Genomic DNA, 19,794 nt, shown 5'->3' on the forward strand with positions numbered 1-19,794 from the left:
TAGCTCCTGATTAATTAAAACATTGTGTAAAGCATGATTCTCACCAGCTTTTACACTCTCTTAAACGTGTAAAATCAAACCTAAAAATCGTAAGCTATTTCTAGCGCAGATTAAAAGGTCGCAGAATTCTAAAGGCGTTATAGCGAGGTGTCAAGAAAAACAACAAAAAGGATCTTAGATCTGTAAAAAAGATCTTTATATTGTAGGCAATAATAACAAAAAACCGCCTTTGTTTCCAAAGACGGTTTTTAATAACAGTTAATAGTTAACGATTAATCGTCTTTATTTCCTGTTTCTAAGTCAGCGTTTAATGCATCTGTAAGCGCTTGCGCTGCTTCATCTGCTGATACTGTTACTTCTTCTTCCACTTCAACGGCACGACTACGTGCACGTTCTTGGTGATAAGCATAACCTGTACCTGCTGGAATTAGTCGACCTACGATAACGTTTTCTTTCAAGCCACGTAGTGTATCTTTCTTACCACTTACAGCAGCTTCAGTTAGTACACGTGTTGTTTCTTGGAAAGATGCCGCTGAGATAAACGACTCTGTTGCAAGAGATGCCTTCGTAATACCCATCATCTGGATATCGAATTCAGCTGGCTTTTTACCTGCTGCTTCTAACTCACGGTTTGCGATACGTACACGAGCTACTTCAACTTGTTCACCTTTAAGGAACTCAGAATCACCTGCATCTAAGATCTCACACTTACGGATCATTTGACGCACAATAACTTCAATGTGCTTATCGTTAATCTTAACACCTTGTAAACGGTATACGTCTTGTACTTCGTTAACAATGTAGTTTGCAACAGGAGCAACACCACGTAAACGTAAGATATCATGTGGAGACTCTGGACCATCGGCAATAACTTCACCTTTTTGTACAGATTCACCTTCGAACACGTTAAGTTGACGCCATTTCGGGATCATCTCTTCGTATACGGTACCGTCAGGTTGAGTAATCAATAAACGACGTTTACCTTTAGTCTCCTTACCGAAACCAATAATACCTGTTTTCTCAGCAAGAATTGCTGGTTCTTTAGGCTTACGTGCTTCAAATAAATCAGCAACACGTGGTAGACCACCGGTAATATCGCGAGTTTTTGATGACTCTTGAGGAATACGCGCTAGCGCATCACCAATATTAACTTCACTACCATCTTCAAGGTTTACAATTGCGTTACCTGGTAAGAAGTATTGTGCCGGAATATCTGTACCAGCAATCATGACATCATTACCTTTCGCATCAACAAGTTTAACCATTGGGCGCATTTCTTTACCCGCAGAACTACGTTGACTTGCGTCGGTTACAACGATGCTTGATAAACCTGTTAACTCATCCGTTTGACGTGTCATTGATAACCCTTCAACAAGGTCAACAAATTTAATATTACCTTTTACTTCGGTAATAATCGGATGCGTATGAGGGTCCCAATTTGCTACTGTATCACCAGCTTCAATCGCTTCACCGTCTGCTTTACTTAGTACTGTACCGTAAGGAACTTTATAACGTTCTCTTTCACGGCCTAACTCGTCAATAACAGTCAATTCTGTTGAGCGAGAAGTAATTACAATTTTATTCTCAGAGTTAGTAACAAATTTCGCATTTTGTAGCTTCAGTGTACCCGTGTTTTTCACTTGAACGCTGTTTTCTGCTGACGCTCTTGATGCTGCACCACCAATGTGGAAGGTACGCATCGTTAACTGTGTACCTGGCTCACCAATTGATTGGGCTGCTACCACACCAATGGCCTCACCTTGGTTAATAAGGTGACCGCGTGCAAGGTCACGACCATAACACTGAGCACAAATACCAAAATCAGTTGAACAAGTAATAATTGAACGTACTTTCACTTGGTCTACAGAATGCTCTTCTAACGTATCGCATAATTTTTCGTCAATTAGAGTGTTACGAGGAAGTAAAACTTCTTCTGTACCAGGAATCATTACGTCTTCACATACAACACGACCAAGCACTCGTTCGCGTAATGGTTCAACAACATCACCACCTTCAATAAGTGGTGTCATGATTAAACCTTCTTCAGTGCCACAGTCATATTCTGTCACTACTAAATCTTGTGCAACATCTACTAATCGACGAGTTAGGTAACCTGAGTTAGCGGTTTTAAGTGCAGTATCCGCAAGACCTTTACGCGCACCGTGAGTTGAAATGAAGTACTGTAATACGTTCAAACCTTCACGGAAGTTAGCAGTAATTGGCGTTTCAATGATAGAGCCATCTGGCTTAGCCATTAGACCACGCATACCCGCTAACTGGCGTATCTGTGCAGCACTACCACGAGCACCCGAGTCAGCCATCATGTAAATAGAGTTGAAAGAATCTTGCTCTTCCATCTCACCGTCACGGTTTTTAACTTGCTCTTTCGATAAATTATCCATCATCGCTTTTGAAACTTTTTCATTAGCAGATGACCATATATCGATTACTTTGTTGTATTTCTCACCAGCAGTTACAAGACCTTGGTCAAACTGTGTTTGAATCTCTGTAACTTCTTCTTCTGCGCTCTCAATAATGGTGTATTTCTCATCAGGAATTACCATATCATCGATACCAACAGATGCACCGGCTACCATTGCATAATGGAAACCTGTATACATAATGTGGTCAGCAAAGATAACAGTATCTTTCAAACCAAGGTTACGGTATGCATGGTTGATCAAACGAGAAATTGGCTTTTTACCTAATGGTTGATCAATCAATTCATATGGTAAACCTCGTGGACACACCTGCCACAAAATAGCACGACCCACTGTAGTATCACGTAACGTTGTATGAGCAATAAGCTCACCTTCGTCATTACGCTTATGCTCAGTAATACGAATTTTTACACGTGCATGCAGATCTGCAACACCTGTACGATAAGCTTTTTCAGCTTCTTTCGTATCAGCAAACACCATACCTTCACCTAGCGCATTAACACGTGAACGCGTTAGATAATAAAGACCCAATACAACATCTTGTGAAGGTACAATTATTGGATCACCGTTAGCAGGAGATAATACGTTGTTCGTAGACATCATTAACGAACGAGCTTCTAGCTGTGCTTCGATAGTTAATGGTACGTGAACAGCCATTTGGTCACCATCGAAGTCGGCATTATACGCCGCACAAACTAATGGATGTAAATGAATTGCTTTACCTTCAATAAGTACTGGTTCAAAAGCTTGGATACCAAGTCTATGAAGTGTTGGTGCACGGTTAAGTAACACTGGGTGTTCACGAATTACTTCGTCCAATACATCCCAAACTTCAGCACCTTCACGTTCTACTAATTTTTTCGCTGCCTTAATCGTTGTTGCTAAACCACGAGCTTCAAGCTTGCCATAGATAAATGGTTTGAATAACTCAAGTGCCATTTTCTTAGGAAGACCACATTGATGTAAACGCAATGTAGGGCCAACGGTAATTACAGAACGACCAGAGTAGTCAACACGCTTACCTAGAAGGTTTTGACGGAAACGACCTTGCTTACCTTTAATCATGTCAGCAAGTGATTTTAATGGGCGTTTATTTGAACCTGTAATTGCACGACCACGGCGACCGTTATCTAGTAACGCATCAACAGACTCTTGTAACATACGTTTTTCATTACGTACGATAATGTCAGGAGCAACTAAATCTAATAGTCTTTTTAAACGGTTATTACGGTTGATAACGCGACGGTATAAATCGTTCAAATCAGACGTTGCAAAACGACCGCCATCTAGCGGCACTAATGGACGTAAATCAGGCGGTAAAATTGGAAGCACAGACATGATCATCCACTCTGGCTTATTACCTGATTGCGCAAACGCTTCCATTAATTTTAAACGTTTAGTGATCTTTTTACGCTTAGTTTCGCTACCAATCTCTGGTAACTCTTCACGCATTTGTGAAACTTCACCTTCAAGATCAATTTGCTTTAACAAGGCAAGAACAGCTTCTGCACCCATCAGTGCATCAAATTCATCACCATGCTCTTCTAGCGCATCTAAATATTCTTCTTCTGTTAGAATTTGGCTTTTTTCTAACGTTGTCATACCTGGTTCAGTAACCACATATGATTCAAAATAAAGTACACGTTCAATGTCACGTAAAGTCATGTCTAAAAGAAGACCAATACGTGATGGCAACGATTTTAGAAACCAAATATGTGCAACTGGGCTTGCAAGTTCAATATGACCCATACGGTCACGACGAACTTTCGTTAGCGTAACTTCTACACCACACTTTTCACAGATAACACCACGATGCTTTAAACGCTTATATTTACCACAAAGACATTCGTAATCTTTAACAGGACCAAATATACGCGCACAGAATAAACCATCACGTTCTGGCTTGAACGTACGATAGTTAATTGTTTCTGGCTTTTTCACTTCACCATATGACCAAGAGCGGATCATATCTGATGAAGCCAACCCGATGCGAATTCCATCGAATTCTTCAGTTTGATTTTGTTGCTTAAGAAACTTAAGTAAATCTTTCACACTCTATCTCCTGTCGGAGTTAATCTTGAGAAGAAGGTAGTTACCTACCTTCTTCGCTTACTGATTTGCTCAGCTAAATAGTCGACCTATTATTCTTCATCTAACTCAATGTTAATACCTAATGAGCGAATCTCTTTAAGCAATACATTGAACGACTCAGGAATACCTGGCTCCATACGGTGATCGCCATCAACAAGGTTTTTGTACATTTTAGTACGACCATTTACGTCATCAGACTTAACCGTCAACATTTCTTGTAGGGTATAAGCAGCACCATATGCTTCTAATGCCCATACCTCCATCTCACCGAAACGCTGACCACCGAATTGCGCTTTACCACCCAGCGGCTGCTGAGTAACTAAGCTATATGAACCCGTTGAACGCGCATGCATTTTGTCATCTACTAAGTGATTTAGTTTTAACATATACATGTAACCAACAGTTACTGGACGCTCAAAACGGCGACCTGTACGACCATCAGTTAAGTTAAACTGGCCACTTTCTGGCATATCAGCAAGGCGGAACAATTCTTTAATTTCGCCTTCTTGCGCACCATCGAATACTGGAGTAGCAATTGGCAGACCTGCACGTAAATTATCGGCTAAACGCATAATTTCATCATCAGAGAAGTTATCAATATCAACTTCTTGACGTGAATCACCTAGCTCGTAAACTTCTTTCAAGAAGCTTCTTAACTTCGCGATTTCGCGCTGCTCTTCAAGCATGCGGTTAATTTTCTCACCAATACCGCGCGCAGCCATACCTAAATGAGTTTCTAAGATCTGACCAATGTTCATACGTGAAGGTACACCCAATGGGTTTAACACGATATCAACAGGTACACCATTTTCGTCATAAGGCATGTCTTCCACAGGCACAACATTTGAAATTACACCTTTGTTACCATGACGACCGGCCATCTTATCACCTGGCTGAATACGACGTTTCACAGCAAGGTAAACTTTAACAATCTTAAGTACACCTGGTGCTAAGTCATCACCTTGTGTGATCTTACGACGCTTAACTTCGTATTTCTTATCAAAGTCAGCTTTTATGTTGTCGTATTGCTCAGCAATCTGCTCAAGTTCAGACTGTTGTGTTTCATCAGCTAAATTTTGCACTAACCACTTGTCACGAGACATGCTGTTAAGGTCAGATTCGTTAAGGCCTGCTGAAAGTAGAAGTTTCTTAGCTCGTGCGTAAATACCATCCTCTAGAATAGAGAACTCATCGCCTAAGTCTTTTTTCACTTCTTTAAGCTGCATTTCTTCAATTTCTAGTGCACGCTTATCTTTCTCAACGCCATCACGGGTAAAGATTTGCACATCGATAATAGTACCTGATACAGAGTTAGGTACACGTAACGAGCTATCTTTAACGTCAGCCGCTTTTTCACCGAAAATAGCACGAAGCAGTTTTTCTTCTGGTGTTAGTTGTGTTTCACCTTTTGGTGTTACTTTACCAACTAAGATATCGCCGCCTTTAACTTCAGCACCAATATAAACAACACCTGACTCATCAAGTTTGCTTAATGCTGACTCACCAACATTTGGAATATCAGAAGTAATTTCTTCTGCACCTAATTTAGTATCACGAGCTATACAGCTTAATTCTTGGATATGAATCGTTGTAAAGCGATCTTCCTGAACAACACGCTCAGATAACAACATTGAATCCTCAAAGTTGTAACCATTCCAAGGCATGAACGCCAAACGCATATTTTGACCAAGTGCTAACTCACCTAAGTCAGTAGAAGGACCATCCGCTAATACGTCACCACGAATTACAGGTTCACCTTTACGAACAGTTGGACGTTGGTTAATACAAGTATTTTGGTTTGAACGTGTATATTTGTTCAAGTTGTAGATATCGATACCTGCTTCACCAGCAACCATCTCATCTTCATTAACTTTAACAACGATGCGTGAAGCATCTACGTAGTCAATAACACCGCCACGTTTGGCAACTGCTGTAACACCAGAGTCAACCGCTACAATTTTTTCCATCCCTGTACCAACTAGTGGCTTATCCACTTTCAATGTTGGAACTGCTTGACGTTGCATGTTCGAGCCCATTAAGGCACGGTTAGCATCATCATGTTCAAGGAATGGAATAAGAGAAGCTGCCACTGAAACGATTTGCTGCGGTGATACATCCATGTATTGAACATGTTCAGCAGCCATTAGCGTGAATTCGTTTTTATGACGACAATTAACAAGATCATCTGTTAACTTGCCTGCTTCATCACGTGCAGCATTTGATTGAGCGATAACAAAGTTACCTTCTTCAATCGCTGATAGGTAATCAACTTCGTCAGTCACTAAACCGTCAACAACACGGCGATATGGTGTTTCTAAGAAACCATAATCATTAGTACGTGCGTAACAAGAAAGCGAGTTGATCAAACCAATGTTTGGACCTTCAGGCGTTTCGATAGGACATACACGACCGTAGTGTGTAGGATGTACGTCACGTACTTCGAAGCCTGCACGTTCACGCGTTAAACCACCTGGGCCTAATGCTGAAATACGACGTTTATGGGTAACTTCTGAAAGCGGGTTGTTTTGATCCATGAACTGTGAAAGTTGCGATGAACCAAAGAACTCTTTAACAGCTGCAGAAATAGGCTTAGCATTAATTAAGTCTTGTGGCATTACAGCGTCTAAATCACCAAGTGATAAACGCTCACGTACAGCACGTTCAACACGCACTAGACCAACGCGGAATTGGTTTTCAGCCATTTCACCAACTGAACGAATACGACGGTTACCTAAGTGGTCAATATCATCCACTTCACCTTTACCATCGCGAATACCAATTAAAGTTTTCATTACTTTAATGATATCTTCTTTAGATAGTGTACCTTCACCCACTTCATCTTCAAGTCCAACACGACGGTTGAACTTCATACGACCTACCGTTGATAAGTCATAACGCTCTAATGAGAAGAAAAGGTTAGCAAATAATGCTTCAGCAGCATCTTTTGTTGGTGGCTCGCCTGGACGCATCATACGGTAAATTTCAACGAGCGCTTCTAAACGGTTGCTCGTTGTATCAATACGTACAGTGTCAGACATATATGAACCAACATCAAATTCGTTCATATAAAGTGTTGAAATTTGTTTGTGGCCAGCTTGGCTAAGTTCTGCTAATAATTCTAGCGTTAACTCAGCATTTGCTTCAGCGATAACTTCGCCCGTTGATTCATCAACGTAAGCTTTTGAAAGCACTTTACCAACAATATAATCTGCAGGCACTTCAAGTTCAGATACATTTTCTTTAGAAAGTGTACGAATGTGACGCGCAGTAATTCGACGGCCTTGTTCAACAAGTACGTCACCATTTGGCATTAAAATGTCAAATGTTGCAGTTTCACCACGTAATCTTTCTGGCACAAGTTCCATAATCAACTTGTCGCCTTTGATTTCGTATCCAGTTGTGTCGTAGAAAATATCTAAAATTTCTTCAGTACTGAATTCAAGCGCACGAAGAATAATAGATGCAGGTAGTTTACGACGACGGTCAATACGAACAAATAGGTTATCTTTAGGATCAAATTCGAAATCTAACCAAGAACCACGGTAAGGAATTACACGTGCGTTATATAGCACTTTACCTGAAGAGTGTGTTTTACCTTTATCATGATCGAAAAATACACCTGGTGAACGGTGTAATTGCGAAACAATAACACGCTCAGTACCATTGATGACAAATGTACCGTTATCTGTCATTAATGGGATTTCACCCATATATACTTCTTGTTCTTTGATATCTTTGACAGTACCTGCCGGTGCTTCTTTGTCATAAATGACTAAACGTAATTTTACGCGAAGCGGCGCAGAATAGGTTACACCACGAATTTGACATTCTTTGACATCAAATAATGGTTCGCCCAAACGATAGCTGACATATTGTAATTCAGAACTACCTGAGTAGGCTTTAATTGGAAAAATAGAACGAAACGCTGCTTCTAAACCGGTTTCGCCTGCCGGATCAACATCAATAAACTTACGGAAAGATTCGAGTTGGATTGATAGCAAAAATGGATAATCCATTACTTGCGCGCTTTTACCAAAGTCCTTTCGAATTCGTTTCTTCTCAGAGTAAGAGTAAACCATGGGGTTCCTCAGCTTGCTGGTTATGGCCGAATCTGCCTAAAAATACCAATTGGACTAAATAATTGATCAACAAAACTCGTTTTTTGACCACTTATCTAATCCAATTGGTATCAGACAGGGTATTGCTATAATGCTTTCGCATTAAATAATGCACTGTTTTCGTTTAAAAAAAAACCTATTTAATCAGCTTTTTAAAAAACGATATTCTTTAGCGCAAAAAGGCCGGTGACTTTTAAATCACCAGCCATTGCCTTTTCAGGCAGCTAATCTGTAGATAAACAGATTATTTAAGCTCAATAGAAGCGCCTGCAGCTTCAAGTTCTTCTTTAAGAGCTTCAGCTTCTGCTTTATCAATGCCTTCTTTGATTGCTTTAGGAGCACCTTCAACAAGCTCTTTAGCTTCTTTAAGGCCTAAACCTGTAGCACCACGTACTGCTTTAATTACGCCAACTTTCTTGTCGCCGAAACTAGTTAAGATTACGTCGAACTCAGTTTGTTCAGCAGCAGCACCACCAGCATCGCCAGCACCTGCTACAGCAACAGCAGCAGCAGCAGAAACACCGAATTTCTCTTCCATTGCTTCTACTAATTCAACTACGTCCATTACTGACATTTCAGCAATAGCATTTAGGATATCGTCTTTAGAAATAGACATCTTTAATTTCCTGTTTTAATGACAGCCTCTTAAATGGCTGTGAAATAACTATAAATTCAAAAAGCGTATGTTGTACTACAACAATTATGCCGCTTCTTGCTCTTTCTGATCGCGAACTGCAGCAATCGTACGGACAAGCTTGCCAGCCGATGCTTCTTTCATTGCGCTCATTAAGCGTGCAATTGCTTCGTCGTATGTAGGTAACTTAGCAAGTAACTGTACATCTACAACTTCGCCTTCATATGCAGCTGCTTTTAGTTCAAACGCATCGTTTTCTTTTGCGAAATCACTAAAAATACGTGCAGCAGCACCTGGATGCTCGCTAGAAAATGCAATTAGTGAAGGGCCTACAAAATTGTCTGAAAGACAATCAAAATCAGTACCTTCAACTGCACGGCGGGCTAAAGTGTTACGAACAACTTTCATCCATACGCCGTTTTCACGTGCAGTAGCACGTAAAGCAGTAATTGCGTCAACTGTTACACCGCGTGAATCTGCGATAACAGCCGAAAGAGCGCCTTGGGCAGCTTCTTGAACTTCAGCAACAATTGCTTTTTTGTCATCAAGATTGATAGCCATGGGCTTTAACTCCTGGTTCAACCGGATATCCGGTATTAACTTCTCCCCAAGATAAACTTGGGATTTTTTACGGCGAAGCCAGAAAATCTAAGGAAATATCTGGGTAATCACCATCTACGCAGGAAAATATTAAGTGGCTATCGCCACTCCTACGGTCTTTGACGGGGCTGTTTCCACAGCACCTACCAAAATTTAAGGGGCGAAATTATAGTTTATAATCCGCCCCAAGTAAAGCATAAATCATGCCTTACAAAAAATTAAAGCGTTAAGCTACCTTGGTCAACTGTTACACCAGCGCCCATTGTAGTTGATACTGAAATTTTCTTGATAAATTGACCTTTTGCATTAGCTGGTTTTGCTTTCTTAAGCGCTTCCAATAATGCTTCTAAGTTTTCTTGTAACTTAGCGTCATCGAAATCAACCTTACCGATAGTCGTATGGATGATGCCGTTTTTGTCGTTACGGTAACGAATTTGACCTGCTTTAGCGTTATTAACCGCTGTTACAACGTCAGGTGTTACTGTACCAACTTTTGGATTAGGCATAAGACCACGCGGGCCTAAAATTTGACCTAACTGACCAACAACACGCATTGCATCTGGCGTAGCGATAACTACGTCGAAATCCATTTGACCTGCTTTTACTTGTTCAGCTAAATCGTCCATACCTACAACGTCTGCACCAGCTTCTTTAGCTTTGTCAGCGTTTGCACCCTGTGTAAATACAGCAACTCGTACGTCACGACCTGTACCATGTGGTAATACAGTTGCACCACGAACGTTTTGGTCTGATTTACGAGCATCAATGCCAAGATTTACAGCTACATCAACACTTTCTTTAAACTTAGCTGTTGCTAGTTCTTTTAAAAGAGCTAATGCTTCGTTGATTTCATAATCTTTTAATACGTCTACTTTTTCACGGATAAGACGAGCGCGCTTTGATAATTTAGTCATGATTATCCCTCTACCACTAAACCCATTGCACGAGCAGAACCCGCGATAGTACGTACTGCAGCGTCCAAAGAACCTGCTGTTAAATCTGGTTCTTTTGTCTTAACGATTTCTTCAAGTTGTGCACGAGTTACTGTACCAACTTTTTCAGTGTTAGGACGGCCAGAGCCCGACTTGATGCCAGCCGCTTTCTTAAGTAAATAAGAAGCAGGTGGAGTTTTTGTTTCGAATGTGAAAGAACGGTCATTGTATACAGTAATTACTACTGGAACTGGAGCGCCTTTTTCTAAAGAATCTGTTTTCGCGTTGAACGCTTTACAGAATTCCATGATGTTCACACCGTGTTGACCAAGAGCTGGACCAACTGGTGGTGACGGATTAGCTGCACCTGCAGCTACTTGTAGCTTGATTAAAGCTTCGACTTTTTTAGCCATCTTTAATTACCTTAAATTATGGGTATTATCGCTAGTTCTTTCGAACACTACACCTTACCTATTATGAGGTACGTGTTAGCTCCCCGTGGATTTAAAATTACGCGTTTTTAACACTAACTTCCGCCAGCACAAATAAAAACGGCAGCGGATTATAAATTAATCACTGGTCAGGTTTCAAGCATTAAATAGTAATTGAACCATAAAAAGCAAAAATGCCCGCAAAAGCGAGCATTTTCAATTACTATTCATTTGGCTAGATAAATGGTGTTTAAACAAAGCCGTCGAAATATTTTGCAATAAGCGTATAGCTAATACGCGATTAAAAAATATTGAAGACAATACAGTTTAAACGCTATTTACAACGTCAAATTTAGCCTTTTTCTACTTGAGAGAATTCTAAATCTACCGGCGTTGAACGACCAAAAATAAGTACCGACACTTTAATGCGGTTCTTCTCATAATCAAGTTCTTCAACAACACCATTAAAGTCAGCGAATGGACCGTCAATAACACGAACAACTTCACCGGGCTCAAACAATGTTTTTGGCTTAGGCGCATCAGTTTCTTCAATACGCTGTAAAATACGATCGGCTTCTTTTTGCGTAATAGGCATAGGGCGATCTGATGTACCACCAATAAAACCAAGCACTCGAGGCACACTTTTTACTAAATGCCATGCTTCTTCGTCCATCGCCATTTCTACCAGAACATAACCTGGGAAAAATTTACGAGCCGATTTACGTTTTTGCCCGGCACGCATTTCAACAACTTCTTCCGTTGGCACTAAAATTTGACCAAATTTCTCTTCTAAGCCGTGAATTTCGATGTGCTCAAGCAAGGTTTTTTGAACGCGTGCTTCATAGCCAGAAAACGCTTGAACGACGTACCAACGTAATTTCGGATTACTGTTTTTGTTCGTCGTTTCTGTTACATTATTTTCTTCAGACATAATTATACCTGCAACCCAGTAATAAAGCCGACAACCTCAAATAATACAGTGTCTAAACCCCATAATACTAGAGACATGAATAAAGTTGCTACTAAAACGATACCTGTAGTTTGAACCGCTTCTTGACGAGTTGGCCAGACTACTTTTCTTGTTTCTGTACGTGCTTCTTTCGCAAAAAGAATAGCATTACGGCCTTTTTCGGTTTGTGCGGCAATAAAACCTGCAACAACGACAGCTGCAACAACTGCAACGGCACGTATTAATACAGACTGGTCACCATAAATGTAGTTACCTACAACAGCACCAGCCAAAATAAGTATTACGACTATCCACTTTAATGAATCTAGAGAACCACTTTCTTGGTTTTCTGTACTTGCATTCATAACTCTACCTGTAAAATTGTCTGATCCATGATCTTATGTTTATAACATAAGAATGATCTGAGTCTTTTCAAGACTCACATAAATAATTTGGCAGGGGTAGAGAGATTCGAACTCCCAACCGTCGGTTTTGGAGACCGCTGTTCTACCAATTGGAACTATACCCCTTCAAAAATATACACTTATCTTGGGTAGGTCTTATTTTGCTAAGGGAAATTAAGAGATACTCAAGAAAAGAGAGGGGTATTATACTGAGTCAATCCATATACTCAAGGGAATTTTTAGCAGTTAATCATTTAAAACGTACTTAGTTAGAAAGCGTTGTCGATACTTTGCTGTTTAATAATATAAATTATCGTTCGACATTATCTTAAGGACTGACTTCTTCAAATCATATTAAACCCTATCTTAGCGTACTCAACAATTCTTTGAATTGATTGTCATTTACTTTCTAATATGCTGACTACTATTCAGTTTCCATTCAGCGACGACTAACTAAGCTGTATACAAATGCAAATCGATAAGGGCAGAAAATAAATGCTACTGTTTTGTCATTCAATTCGCCATGTATGTGAATACTGTGTATTTCATCTGAAAAATTAACGGTATAATGATGAGCATTCCACATTAGCTTATTCATTTCTATCGTAACATCTGAGGTTTAGCCATTATGCGATTTAAAAAACTTATTCTTCCTCTAATTTCCCTTTCGCTTATTACGTCAGGTTGTGCATCAACAAACGCAGAAAAAGGCGCAGCTATAGGTGCTGTCGCGGGAGCAGTCCTAGGTAAATCAACCAGTAATCATAAAGACAAACGTTTAGTTTGGGGTGCAGCGATTGGTGCGCTAGCGGGTGCTGCTATTGGTGACTACATGGACAAACAAGAAGCAGAGTTTAGAGAAGAGCTCTCAGGTTCAGGTATTGATGTAGTAAGAGAGGGAGATAATATTAGACTGGTAATGCCTTCGAATATTACCTTTGCGACTAATCAATCGTATATTTCTACAGGCTTTCACGCCACATTAAACGATGTTGCAAAAGTACTACGTAAATATGAGAAAACCTTATTAAGTATTGAAGGACACACGGATAGCACAGGAAGCCATCAATATAATCAAACGCTTTCATTGCAACGCGCACAAAGTGTAAAAGACTATTTAATACAACGAAACATAGTTAATAATCGGTTAAAAGTTACCGGGTACGGTGAAGGTAAGCCATTAGTAAATAATAATTCAGCACAAAATCGTGCATTAAATAGAAGAGTAGAAATTCAAATAATTCCAAATAAAGCTTAGCTTTCATTACATTATTTCTAGCAGCACTATTGAATTAAATAGGCGCTGCGTAGGCATTACATTACTGAAGGTTTGTGAAACATTCGGTACAGTTCTGTTTCACAAACTTGTATTTTTTTGTATAGTTCAGCCTTTCTAAGCGGTATATACATCGGGTTTACCATGAGTTCAAAGCTTTACACTAGTTTTAGCTTATTTGTCATTATTACGTTATTTTTACTAGTACCAGACATGCTGTATGGTCAAATCAACTCACATTATATCGCAGGGTTTGACGGTAAAAGCATCACTATCGCCACGTTATTAGCGCTTACGCTAACCATAAGCCCCGCTTACAAGCTCACATATATTATTTTATCAGTACTGTTCTTTTGGCAGATTACACAAATTATGTATTTTCATTACTACGGTAGTTTTTACTCTGCCTTTGATATTACATTAATGTTAGCGGAAACATCCGATGCAATAACCGGTTTTTGGGATGTCGTAGGTTTTCTACTTTTACCTGCGTTTTTTTCTGTTACTTGTTTTGTAATCACTGTTATTAGTTATAAATGCCTAAGAAAAAACACTTATACTCTTAAGGGTGTGCCCATAATACTATTATTGATTTGCATAGCACCTTTCATACAATCGATAACAGCTAAATCGTCACAAAAATTTCAACCTAATATTGCACAACTTGCGGTTAAAAACGGCTTGTATAGTTTCTCATATTTTTTTGCACGCCAGGCAAAGGTATTGAGTGGGATTGAAAGTGACATTGCAACCTATTTACCTTATGAGATAGTGCCACTTAACAACACAGAACAACCCAATGTTATTTTGATTATGGGTGAAAGCCTTAGCTATTTAAATTTAGGGCTATTTGGTTACCATAGAGAGACAACACCAGATTTAAGAACATTAATCGATGATCCAAGCTTTATTGTAAAACCTTCCATCGCTAGCGCTGTTTCTACTAGGGTGTCGTTATCGTTATTCTTCAACACAGTATACGAACCCGATAATGCCGCTCATTTGAGTAAAATGGATACGTCTCTTTTTCGACTAGCAAAGCGCGCTGGTTACCAGACATTTTATATAAGCACTCAAAACAACGCCGGAGGCTTAACGTACGCACTCTCTCCAACTGATATCGATACTTGGAAGGAAAATAAACACCTATCAGATTATGAAAGTCAGTATGATGATCGATTAGTTGATGAATTAAAAACCATTAATCTTGAAAAAGCACCTACTTTTGTAACTTTGCACATGAGAAGTGCACATACACCTTATATAGATAATTACCCTAAACACCATGAAGTATTTCCAGTCGAAGAGATGTCATATCGTGACTATATGATTAATAGTTATGACAACTCTGTAATTTTTACTCAAAAAATAATTAAAAACATCATTGATTATGCTAAAACTCAAACAAGACCCACCTATGTTTTCTTTACCGCTGATCATGGTGAGTTAATGGATCTAAATGGGCGCTTTGGTCACAACACCGTTGATATCGATGCTGCAAAGGTTCCTTTTTTCTTTTATGGCGCTAATGTCGACAAACATAAAATTCAAGCACTGGATAACGCATTAGGCTGTTTGCCAAACCATTATCAAATCAGCAAACAAGTCGCCGAAACGTTAGGTTTTATCATTAACAACCCAAATCAAAAAGACGATACCTTTTACTTAAACGGAACAGATACATTTGGTTTAGCTGGTTATATGCAGTATTCACTTAAAACGTTAGAAAAGACAATTTGCACTGAACATGTGTTATCACCTAACCTAGACTAAAGATAAGAAATAAAATAAGCGTAGTCTTTAAAGTAACCTATAGTTATTCACACAATAGACTTTGACGTCAATTGTAAACGCGTCTCTTGAAGTTTGTTGTATTGACGGAATTCCATTAAGTTGCCCGTACTTTTGATTCGCACACAAAAAAGGCCGCATACGCGACCTTTCTTTAGATGTTCGGTGTGAACTAGATATCGATATTAGTCGATGATCTTAGATACAACACCTGCACCTACTGTACGACTCTCAGCTTCGTCGCAGAGCTCCTCGCCCTCGCTTACTAAAATTGGGCAACTGTGACCAATCTCTACACGTGCTCAGTCTTCACGCCGTTCGGTGGTCTTAAAAAAAAGGCCGCTTACGCGACCTTTCTTTTGATGTTCGGTGTGAACTAGATATCGATATTAGTCGATGATCTTAGATACAACACCAGCACCTACTGTACGACTCTCAGCTTCGTCGCAGAGCTCCTCGCCCTCGCTTACTAAAATTGGTCAACTGTAACCAACCTCTACACGTGCTCGGTCTTCACGCCATTCGGTGGTCTTAAAAAAAAAGGCCGCTTACGCGACCTTTCTTTAGATGTTCGGTGTGAACTAGATATCGATATTAGTCGATGATCTTAGATACAACACCAGCACCTACTGTACGACCACCTTCACGGATTGCGAAGCGTAAACCTTCGTCCATCGCGATTGGGTTGATTAGCTCTACAACAAACTTCAAGTTGTCGCCTGGCATTACCATTTCTACACCTTCAGGTAATTCTACTGCACCTGTGATGTCAGTTGTACGGAAGTAAAACTGTGGACGGTAGCCTTTGAAGAATGGTGTATGACGACCACCTTCATCTTTAGTCAATACATATACTTCTGATTCGAACTTAGTATGTGGGTTGATTGAACCTGGCTTCGCTAGTACTTGACCACGTTGTACTTCTTCACGCTTAGTACCACGTAAAAGTACACCACAGTTCTCACCTGCACGACCTTCGTCAAGCAACTTACGGAACATCTCTACACCCGTACAAGTCGTTGTCGTTGTATCTTTGATACCTACGATTTCAACTTCATCACCTACTTTGATGATACCGCGCTCTACACGACCTGTTACTACCGTACCACGACCTTGGATTGAGAATACATCTTCGATTGGAAGAATGAAATCACCGTCAATCGCACGCTCTGGCTCTGGAATGTAAGTATCTAATTGCTCTGCAAGTTCTAAAATCTTCTCTTCCCATTTCGCTTCGCCGTTCAATGCACCTAATGCTGAACCTTGAATGATTGGTAAGTCATCACCTGGGAAGTCGTATTCTGAAAGAAGTTCACGAACTTCCATCTCTACTAATTCTAATAACTCTTCGTCATCTACCATGTCACATTTGTTCATGAATACGATGATGTATGGTACACCAACCTGACGAGAAAGAAGGATGTGCTCACGTGTTTGTGGCATTGGGCCATCTGTCGCTGCTACTACTAAGATAGCACCGTCCATTTGAGCTGCACCTGTGATCATGTTTTTTACATAATCGGCGTGACCTGGACAATCTACGTGTGCGTAGTGACGTGTTGCTGTGTCATACTCAATGTGAGATGTATTGATCGTGATACCACGCTCACGCTCTTCTGGTGCGTTATCGATTTGTGCGAAATCGCGTAAATCACCACCGTGAGTTTTTGTTAATACTGCTGAGATAGCAGCAGTTAGAGTTGTTTTACCGTGGTCAACGTGACCGATAGTACCAACGTTAACGTGCGGTTTCGAACGTTCAAATTTTTCTTTAGCCACTTTTAATTACCTCTAAGCAGTTTATAAAAGCTATAGTTAATAAATGAGATAAATGAAGAATTCAATGTAGTGGTGCTGATAGGCAGATTTGAACTGCCGACCTCACCCTTACCAAGGGTGCGCTCTACCAACTGAGCTATATCAGCACACGAAATTACAAAGATTGGAGCGGGTGGCGGGAATCGAACCCGCATCATCAGCTTGGAAGGCTGAGGTAATAGCCATTATACGACACCCGCAGTATTCAATCAGAATATCCCTGCAAAATTGGTGAAAGAGCGCGTTATCAAAAGGTAACGGTTTGCTCCTCGCCGCACAGCAAATGCTATGCAAAAATGGTGGAGGGAGGTGGATTCGAACCACCGAAGGCGGAGCCGTCAGATTTACAGTCTGATCCCTTTGGCCACTCGGGAACCCCTCCAAATTTTTAATCTCTCTCAAAGAGAATTAATGGTGCCGACTGCCGGAGTCGAACTGGCGACCTACTGATTACAAGTCAGTTGCTCTACCAACTGAGCTAAGTCGGCACTACATTAAGTGGTGCGAATTCTAGAGTAATGTTTTGTCCCTTGCAATAGGAAAAAACAAAAAAATGGCGTATTTTTGTTGTTTGACGCTTTTTTACCCAAAACGAACGGTCATTAACTAATTATGTCAGCAGTATTGGCTCATTCCATCGAAGATAAGTGTTGGTTTTACACAATGTTCATGTTCAATAAACTGACTTAAATAATTCCCATTACCCCCTGTCAGTATTAATTGGGCGGACAACCCACTTCTTGCAATAAATTTTATACCTTGTTCAATCAGGCCTATTGTTGCGACAACAGTGCCTTGACTAACAGCCATAGAGGTACTTTGCCCTAAATTAACTTCTGTAACCGTTTGCTGCTCGCCGATTACCCTATCCGCATTATCAAACAATGAGGCAGCCTGTAACGCAATACCAGGAATAATCCAGCCACCCAGATGTTGACCAAATTGATCAACACAATCTAATGTTGTTGCTGTACCTGCATCAACAACAATAACGGCTTGGTTAGGATAAAAATGCTTAGCGCCTAACATTGCTAACCACCTATCTATACCTAGCGCATTCGGTTTAGCATAACTATTTACGAGACCAGCATACTTTGAGGGGCTCTGTAAAATTTGAGTTTTAATGCCATGTCGGGTGCAGCAAGTAACCACGTGTTGTAATACTTCTCCGTCTTTAACGCTAGAAATAATACATTCTTCTATACGATCAAGAGGACACAAGGCTAGTTGCTTTTCCAATCTATCAACCTCAATAACCTTTATGGTTGATAATTGACTGTTGCTGTATAGCGCATATTTAAGGCGAGTATTGCCAATATCAATCAATAACTTCACGTTATACCCCGCAAACTAACCTCACCACCAAATATTGGCTGAATTTTACCATCCACTTCGAGTAGTAATGCACCTTGGTTATTTATGCCACGACATATACCATATGTTTCTTTCGCGCCAGTAATAAGTTTAACCGGTTTGTTTACAAAATGATCGCGCGCTTTCCAGTCATCAACCATTTCTGTTAATCCTGAACGTTCATGCTGTGATATACGTTGACGTAAACAGTTAATAAGTTCACCAACAAGATGGTTTCTATCAACAGGGCGACCATAATGAGTTTGCAGATCAGTCCATTTTTGATCGATTTTTTCGCTGACTTTACTCGGCATGTTAACGTTAATTCCTAAGCCAATTACGCAATGACAAGGCTCCATAGCCTGTCCTTCTAGCTCTATAAGAATACCAGCAAGCTTTGCTCCATCAAGATAAACGTCATTAGGCCATTTTAGGGCAACATCTAAGTTACATGTATTTTTTAGTGCATCACTGACAGCTAAAGCAGCCACCATACTCAATCCCATTGCAGCAGACATTCCTTGTTCCAAATACCAGTACATTGACATATATACATGAGAACCAAACGGTGAAACCCATTCCCGTCCACGCCTTCCGCGACCAGCACTTTGATACTCAGCCACACATACCTGACCACGTGTCAGTTGATTTGGGATCCTGCGCATCAAATAGCTATTCGTTGAATCTATCATGACATTAACGTCAACTTTAGTGCCCAAAAATGGCTTAGCTACATTGGTTAAAATAGTCGACTTATCTAGTAATTCAATCGGTTGTGCAAGTCGATACCCTTTACCACTTACACGAAAAACATCAACACCTAAGTCACTCAAACCACTAATATGTTTAGACACTGCTGCTCGACTTATACCCAACATATCACCTAGCGCCTGTCCTGATACGAACCGCCCTGCGGCGAGTGCAACTAATATTTGCTCTTTAATTAAACTCGCCAT

The 19,794-nt window shown here is 40.2% G+C and carries 13 protein-coding genes and 5 tRNA genes; 2 read left to right on the forward strand and 16 right to left on the reverse strand.

Going from position 1 to position 19,794, the window contains the following annotated elements:
- Positions 1-272: 272 nt before the first annotated feature.
- The 9 genes from rpoC to QUE09_RS15610 all read right to left on the reverse strand — a co-directional run bounded on the left by rpoC (position 273) and on the right by QUE09_RS15610 (position 12,726).
- Positions 273-4,493, reverse strand: a complete 4,221-nt coding sequence (gene rpoC, locus QUE09_RS15570; RefSeq protein WP_286233796.1) for a DNA-directed RNA polymerase subunit beta' — start codon at positions 4,491-4,493, stop codon at positions 273-275.
- An 89-nt stretch (positions 4,494-4,582) separates the two neighbouring features.
- Complete coding sequence (gene rpoB, locus QUE09_RS15575; RefSeq protein ID WP_286233797.1) at positions 4,583-8,611, reverse strand: DNA-directed RNA polymerase subunit beta; 4,029 nt, start codon at positions 8,609-8,611, stop codon at positions 4,583-4,585.
- Between the two features lie 283 nt (positions 8,612-8,894).
- The gene (rplL, locus tag QUE09_RS15580; RefSeq protein ID WP_286233798.1) at positions 8,895-9,266 is read right to left on the reverse strand and encodes a 50S ribosomal protein L7/L12; all 372 of its coding nucleotides are present in this window, start codon (positions 9,264-9,266) and stop codon (positions 8,895-8,897) included.
- Between the two features lie 84 nt (positions 9,267-9,350).
- Complete coding sequence (gene rplJ / locus QUE09_RS15585) at positions 9,351-9,845, reverse strand: 50S ribosomal protein L10 (RefSeq protein ID WP_286233799.1); 495 nt, start codon at positions 9,843-9,845, stop codon at positions 9,351-9,353.
- Positions 9,846-10,102: 257 nt separating this feature from the next.
- Positions 10,103-10,798, reverse strand: a complete 696-nt coding sequence (gene rplA / locus QUE09_RS15590) for a 50S ribosomal protein L1 (RefSeq protein WP_286233800.1) — start codon at positions 10,796-10,798, stop codon at positions 10,103-10,105.
- Between the two features lie 2 nt (positions 10,799-10,800).
- On the reverse strand, positions 10,801-11,229 hold the full coding sequence (rplK, locus tag QUE09_RS15595) for a 50S ribosomal protein L11 (RefSeq protein WP_286233802.1): 429 nt from the start codon (positions 11,227-11,229) through the stop codon (positions 10,801-10,803).
- Positions 11,230-11,599: 370 nt separating this feature from the next.
- Positions 11,600-12,178, reverse strand: coding sequence for a transcription termination/antitermination protein NusG (gene nusG / locus QUE09_RS15600; protein WP_286233804.1), 579 nt, complete (start codon positions 12,176-12,178; stop codon positions 11,600-11,602).
- A 2-nt stretch (positions 12,179-12,180) separates the two neighbouring features.
- Positions 12,181-12,561, reverse strand: coding sequence for a preprotein translocase subunit SecE (gene secE / locus QUE09_RS15605; protein ID WP_286233806.1), 381 nt, complete (start codon positions 12,559-12,561; stop codon positions 12,181-12,183).
- Positions 12,562-12,649: 88 nt separating this feature from the next.
- Positions 12,650-12,726, reverse strand: a tRNA-Trp gene (locus QUE09_RS15610).
- Positions 12,727-13,228: 502 nt separating this feature from the next.
- On the opposite strand from QUE09_RS15610, the gene QUE09_RS15615 reads away from it, so the two are divergent.
- Together QUE09_RS15615 and QUE09_RS15620 are read left to right on the forward strand one after the other, a co-directional pair.
- Entirely contained in the window at positions 13,229-13,858 is a 630-nt protein-coding gene (locus QUE09_RS15615) for a YiaD family glycine zipper/OmpA-like lipoprotein (RefSeq protein ID WP_286233807.1), read from the forward strand.
- 162 nt (positions 13,859-14,020) lie between these two features.
- Entirely contained in the window at positions 14,021-15,649 is a 1,629-nt protein-coding gene (locus tag QUE09_RS15620; RefSeq protein WP_286233808.1) for a phosphoethanolamine transferase, read from the forward strand.
- A gap of 612 nt (positions 15,650-16,261) precedes the next feature.
- Here QUE09_RS15620 and tuf read toward each other — a convergent pair.
- From tuf to birA, 7 genes are all read right to left on the reverse strand, one after another.
- Positions 16,262-17,446, reverse strand: coding sequence for an elongation factor Tu (gene tuf, locus QUE09_RS15625; RefSeq protein WP_286233792.1), 1,185 nt, complete (start codon positions 17,444-17,446; stop codon positions 16,262-16,264).
- A 70-nt stretch (positions 17,447-17,516) separates the two neighbouring features.
- Positions 17,517-17,592, reverse strand: a tRNA-Thr gene (locus QUE09_RS15630).
- A gap of 18 nt (positions 17,593-17,610) precedes the next feature.
- Positions 17,611-17,685: transfer RNA gene (locus QUE09_RS15635), tRNA-Gly, on the reverse strand.
- A gap of 97 nt (positions 17,686-17,782) precedes the next feature.
- Positions 17,783-17,867: transfer RNA gene (locus tag QUE09_RS15640), tRNA-Tyr, on the reverse strand.
- A 30-nt stretch (positions 17,868-17,897) separates the two neighbouring features.
- Positions 17,898-17,973 (reverse strand) — tRNA-Thr (locus QUE09_RS15645).
- A gap of 127 nt (positions 17,974-18,100) precedes the next feature.
- A complete protein-coding gene (locus QUE09_RS15650; RefSeq protein WP_286233809.1) occupies positions 18,101-18,820 on the reverse strand; it encodes a type III pantothenate kinase in 720 nt (239 codons plus the stop codon).
- A complete protein-coding gene (gene birA, locus QUE09_RS15655) occupies positions 18,817-19,794 on the reverse strand; it encodes a bifunctional biotin--[acetyl-CoA-carboxylase] ligase/biotin operon repressor BirA (protein WP_286233810.1) in 978 nt (325 codons plus the stop codon). Before birA ends, QUE09_RS15650 begins: the two co-directional genes overlap by 4 nt.

This window comes from Thalassotalea sediminis (assembly GCF_030295915.1).
GTDB classification, from domain to species: Bacteria; Pseudomonadota; Gammaproteobacteria; order Enterobacterales; family Alteromonadaceae; genus Thalassotalea_C; species Thalassotalea_C sediminis.

Bases quoted from the DNA above. Each gene is read 5' to 3' on its own strand.
- rpoB (WP_286233797.1), bottom strand. From the start codon at position 8,611: ATGGTTTACTCTTACTCTGAGAAGAAACGAATTCGAAAGGACTTTGGT.
- rplL (WP_286233798.1), bottom strand. From the start codon at position 9,266: ATGTCTATTTCTAAAGACGATATCCTAAATGCTATTGCTGAAATGTCA.
- rplJ (WP_286233799.1), bottom strand. From the start codon at position 9,845: ATGGCTATCAATCTTGATGACAAAAAAGCAATTGTTGCTGAAGTTCAA.
- rplA (WP_286233800.1), bottom strand. From the start codon at position 10,798: ATGACTAAATTATCAAAGCGCGCTCGTCTTATCCGTGAAAAAGTAGAC.
- rplK (WP_286233802.1), bottom strand. From the start codon at position 11,229: ATGGCTAAAAAAGTCGAAGCTTTAATCAAGCTACAAGTAGCTGCAGGT.
- nusG (WP_286233804.1), bottom strand. From the start codon at position 12,178: ATGTCTGAAGAAAATAATGTAACAGAAACGACGAACAAAAACAGTAAT.
- secE (WP_286233806.1), bottom strand. From the start codon at position 12,561: ATGAATGCAAGTACAGAAAACCAAGAAAGTGGTTCTCTAGATTCATTA.
- QUE09_RS15615 (WP_286233807.1), top strand. From the start codon at position 13,229: ATGCGATTTAAAAAACTTATTCTTCCTCTAATTTCCCTTTCGCTTATT.
- QUE09_RS15620 (WP_286233808.1), top strand. From the start codon at position 14,021: ATGAGTTCAAAGCTTTACACTAGTTTTAGCTTATTTGTCATTATTACG.
- birA (WP_286233810.1), bottom strand. From the start codon at position 19,794: ATGGCGAGTTTAATTAAAGAGCAAATATTAGTTGCACTCGCCGCAGGG.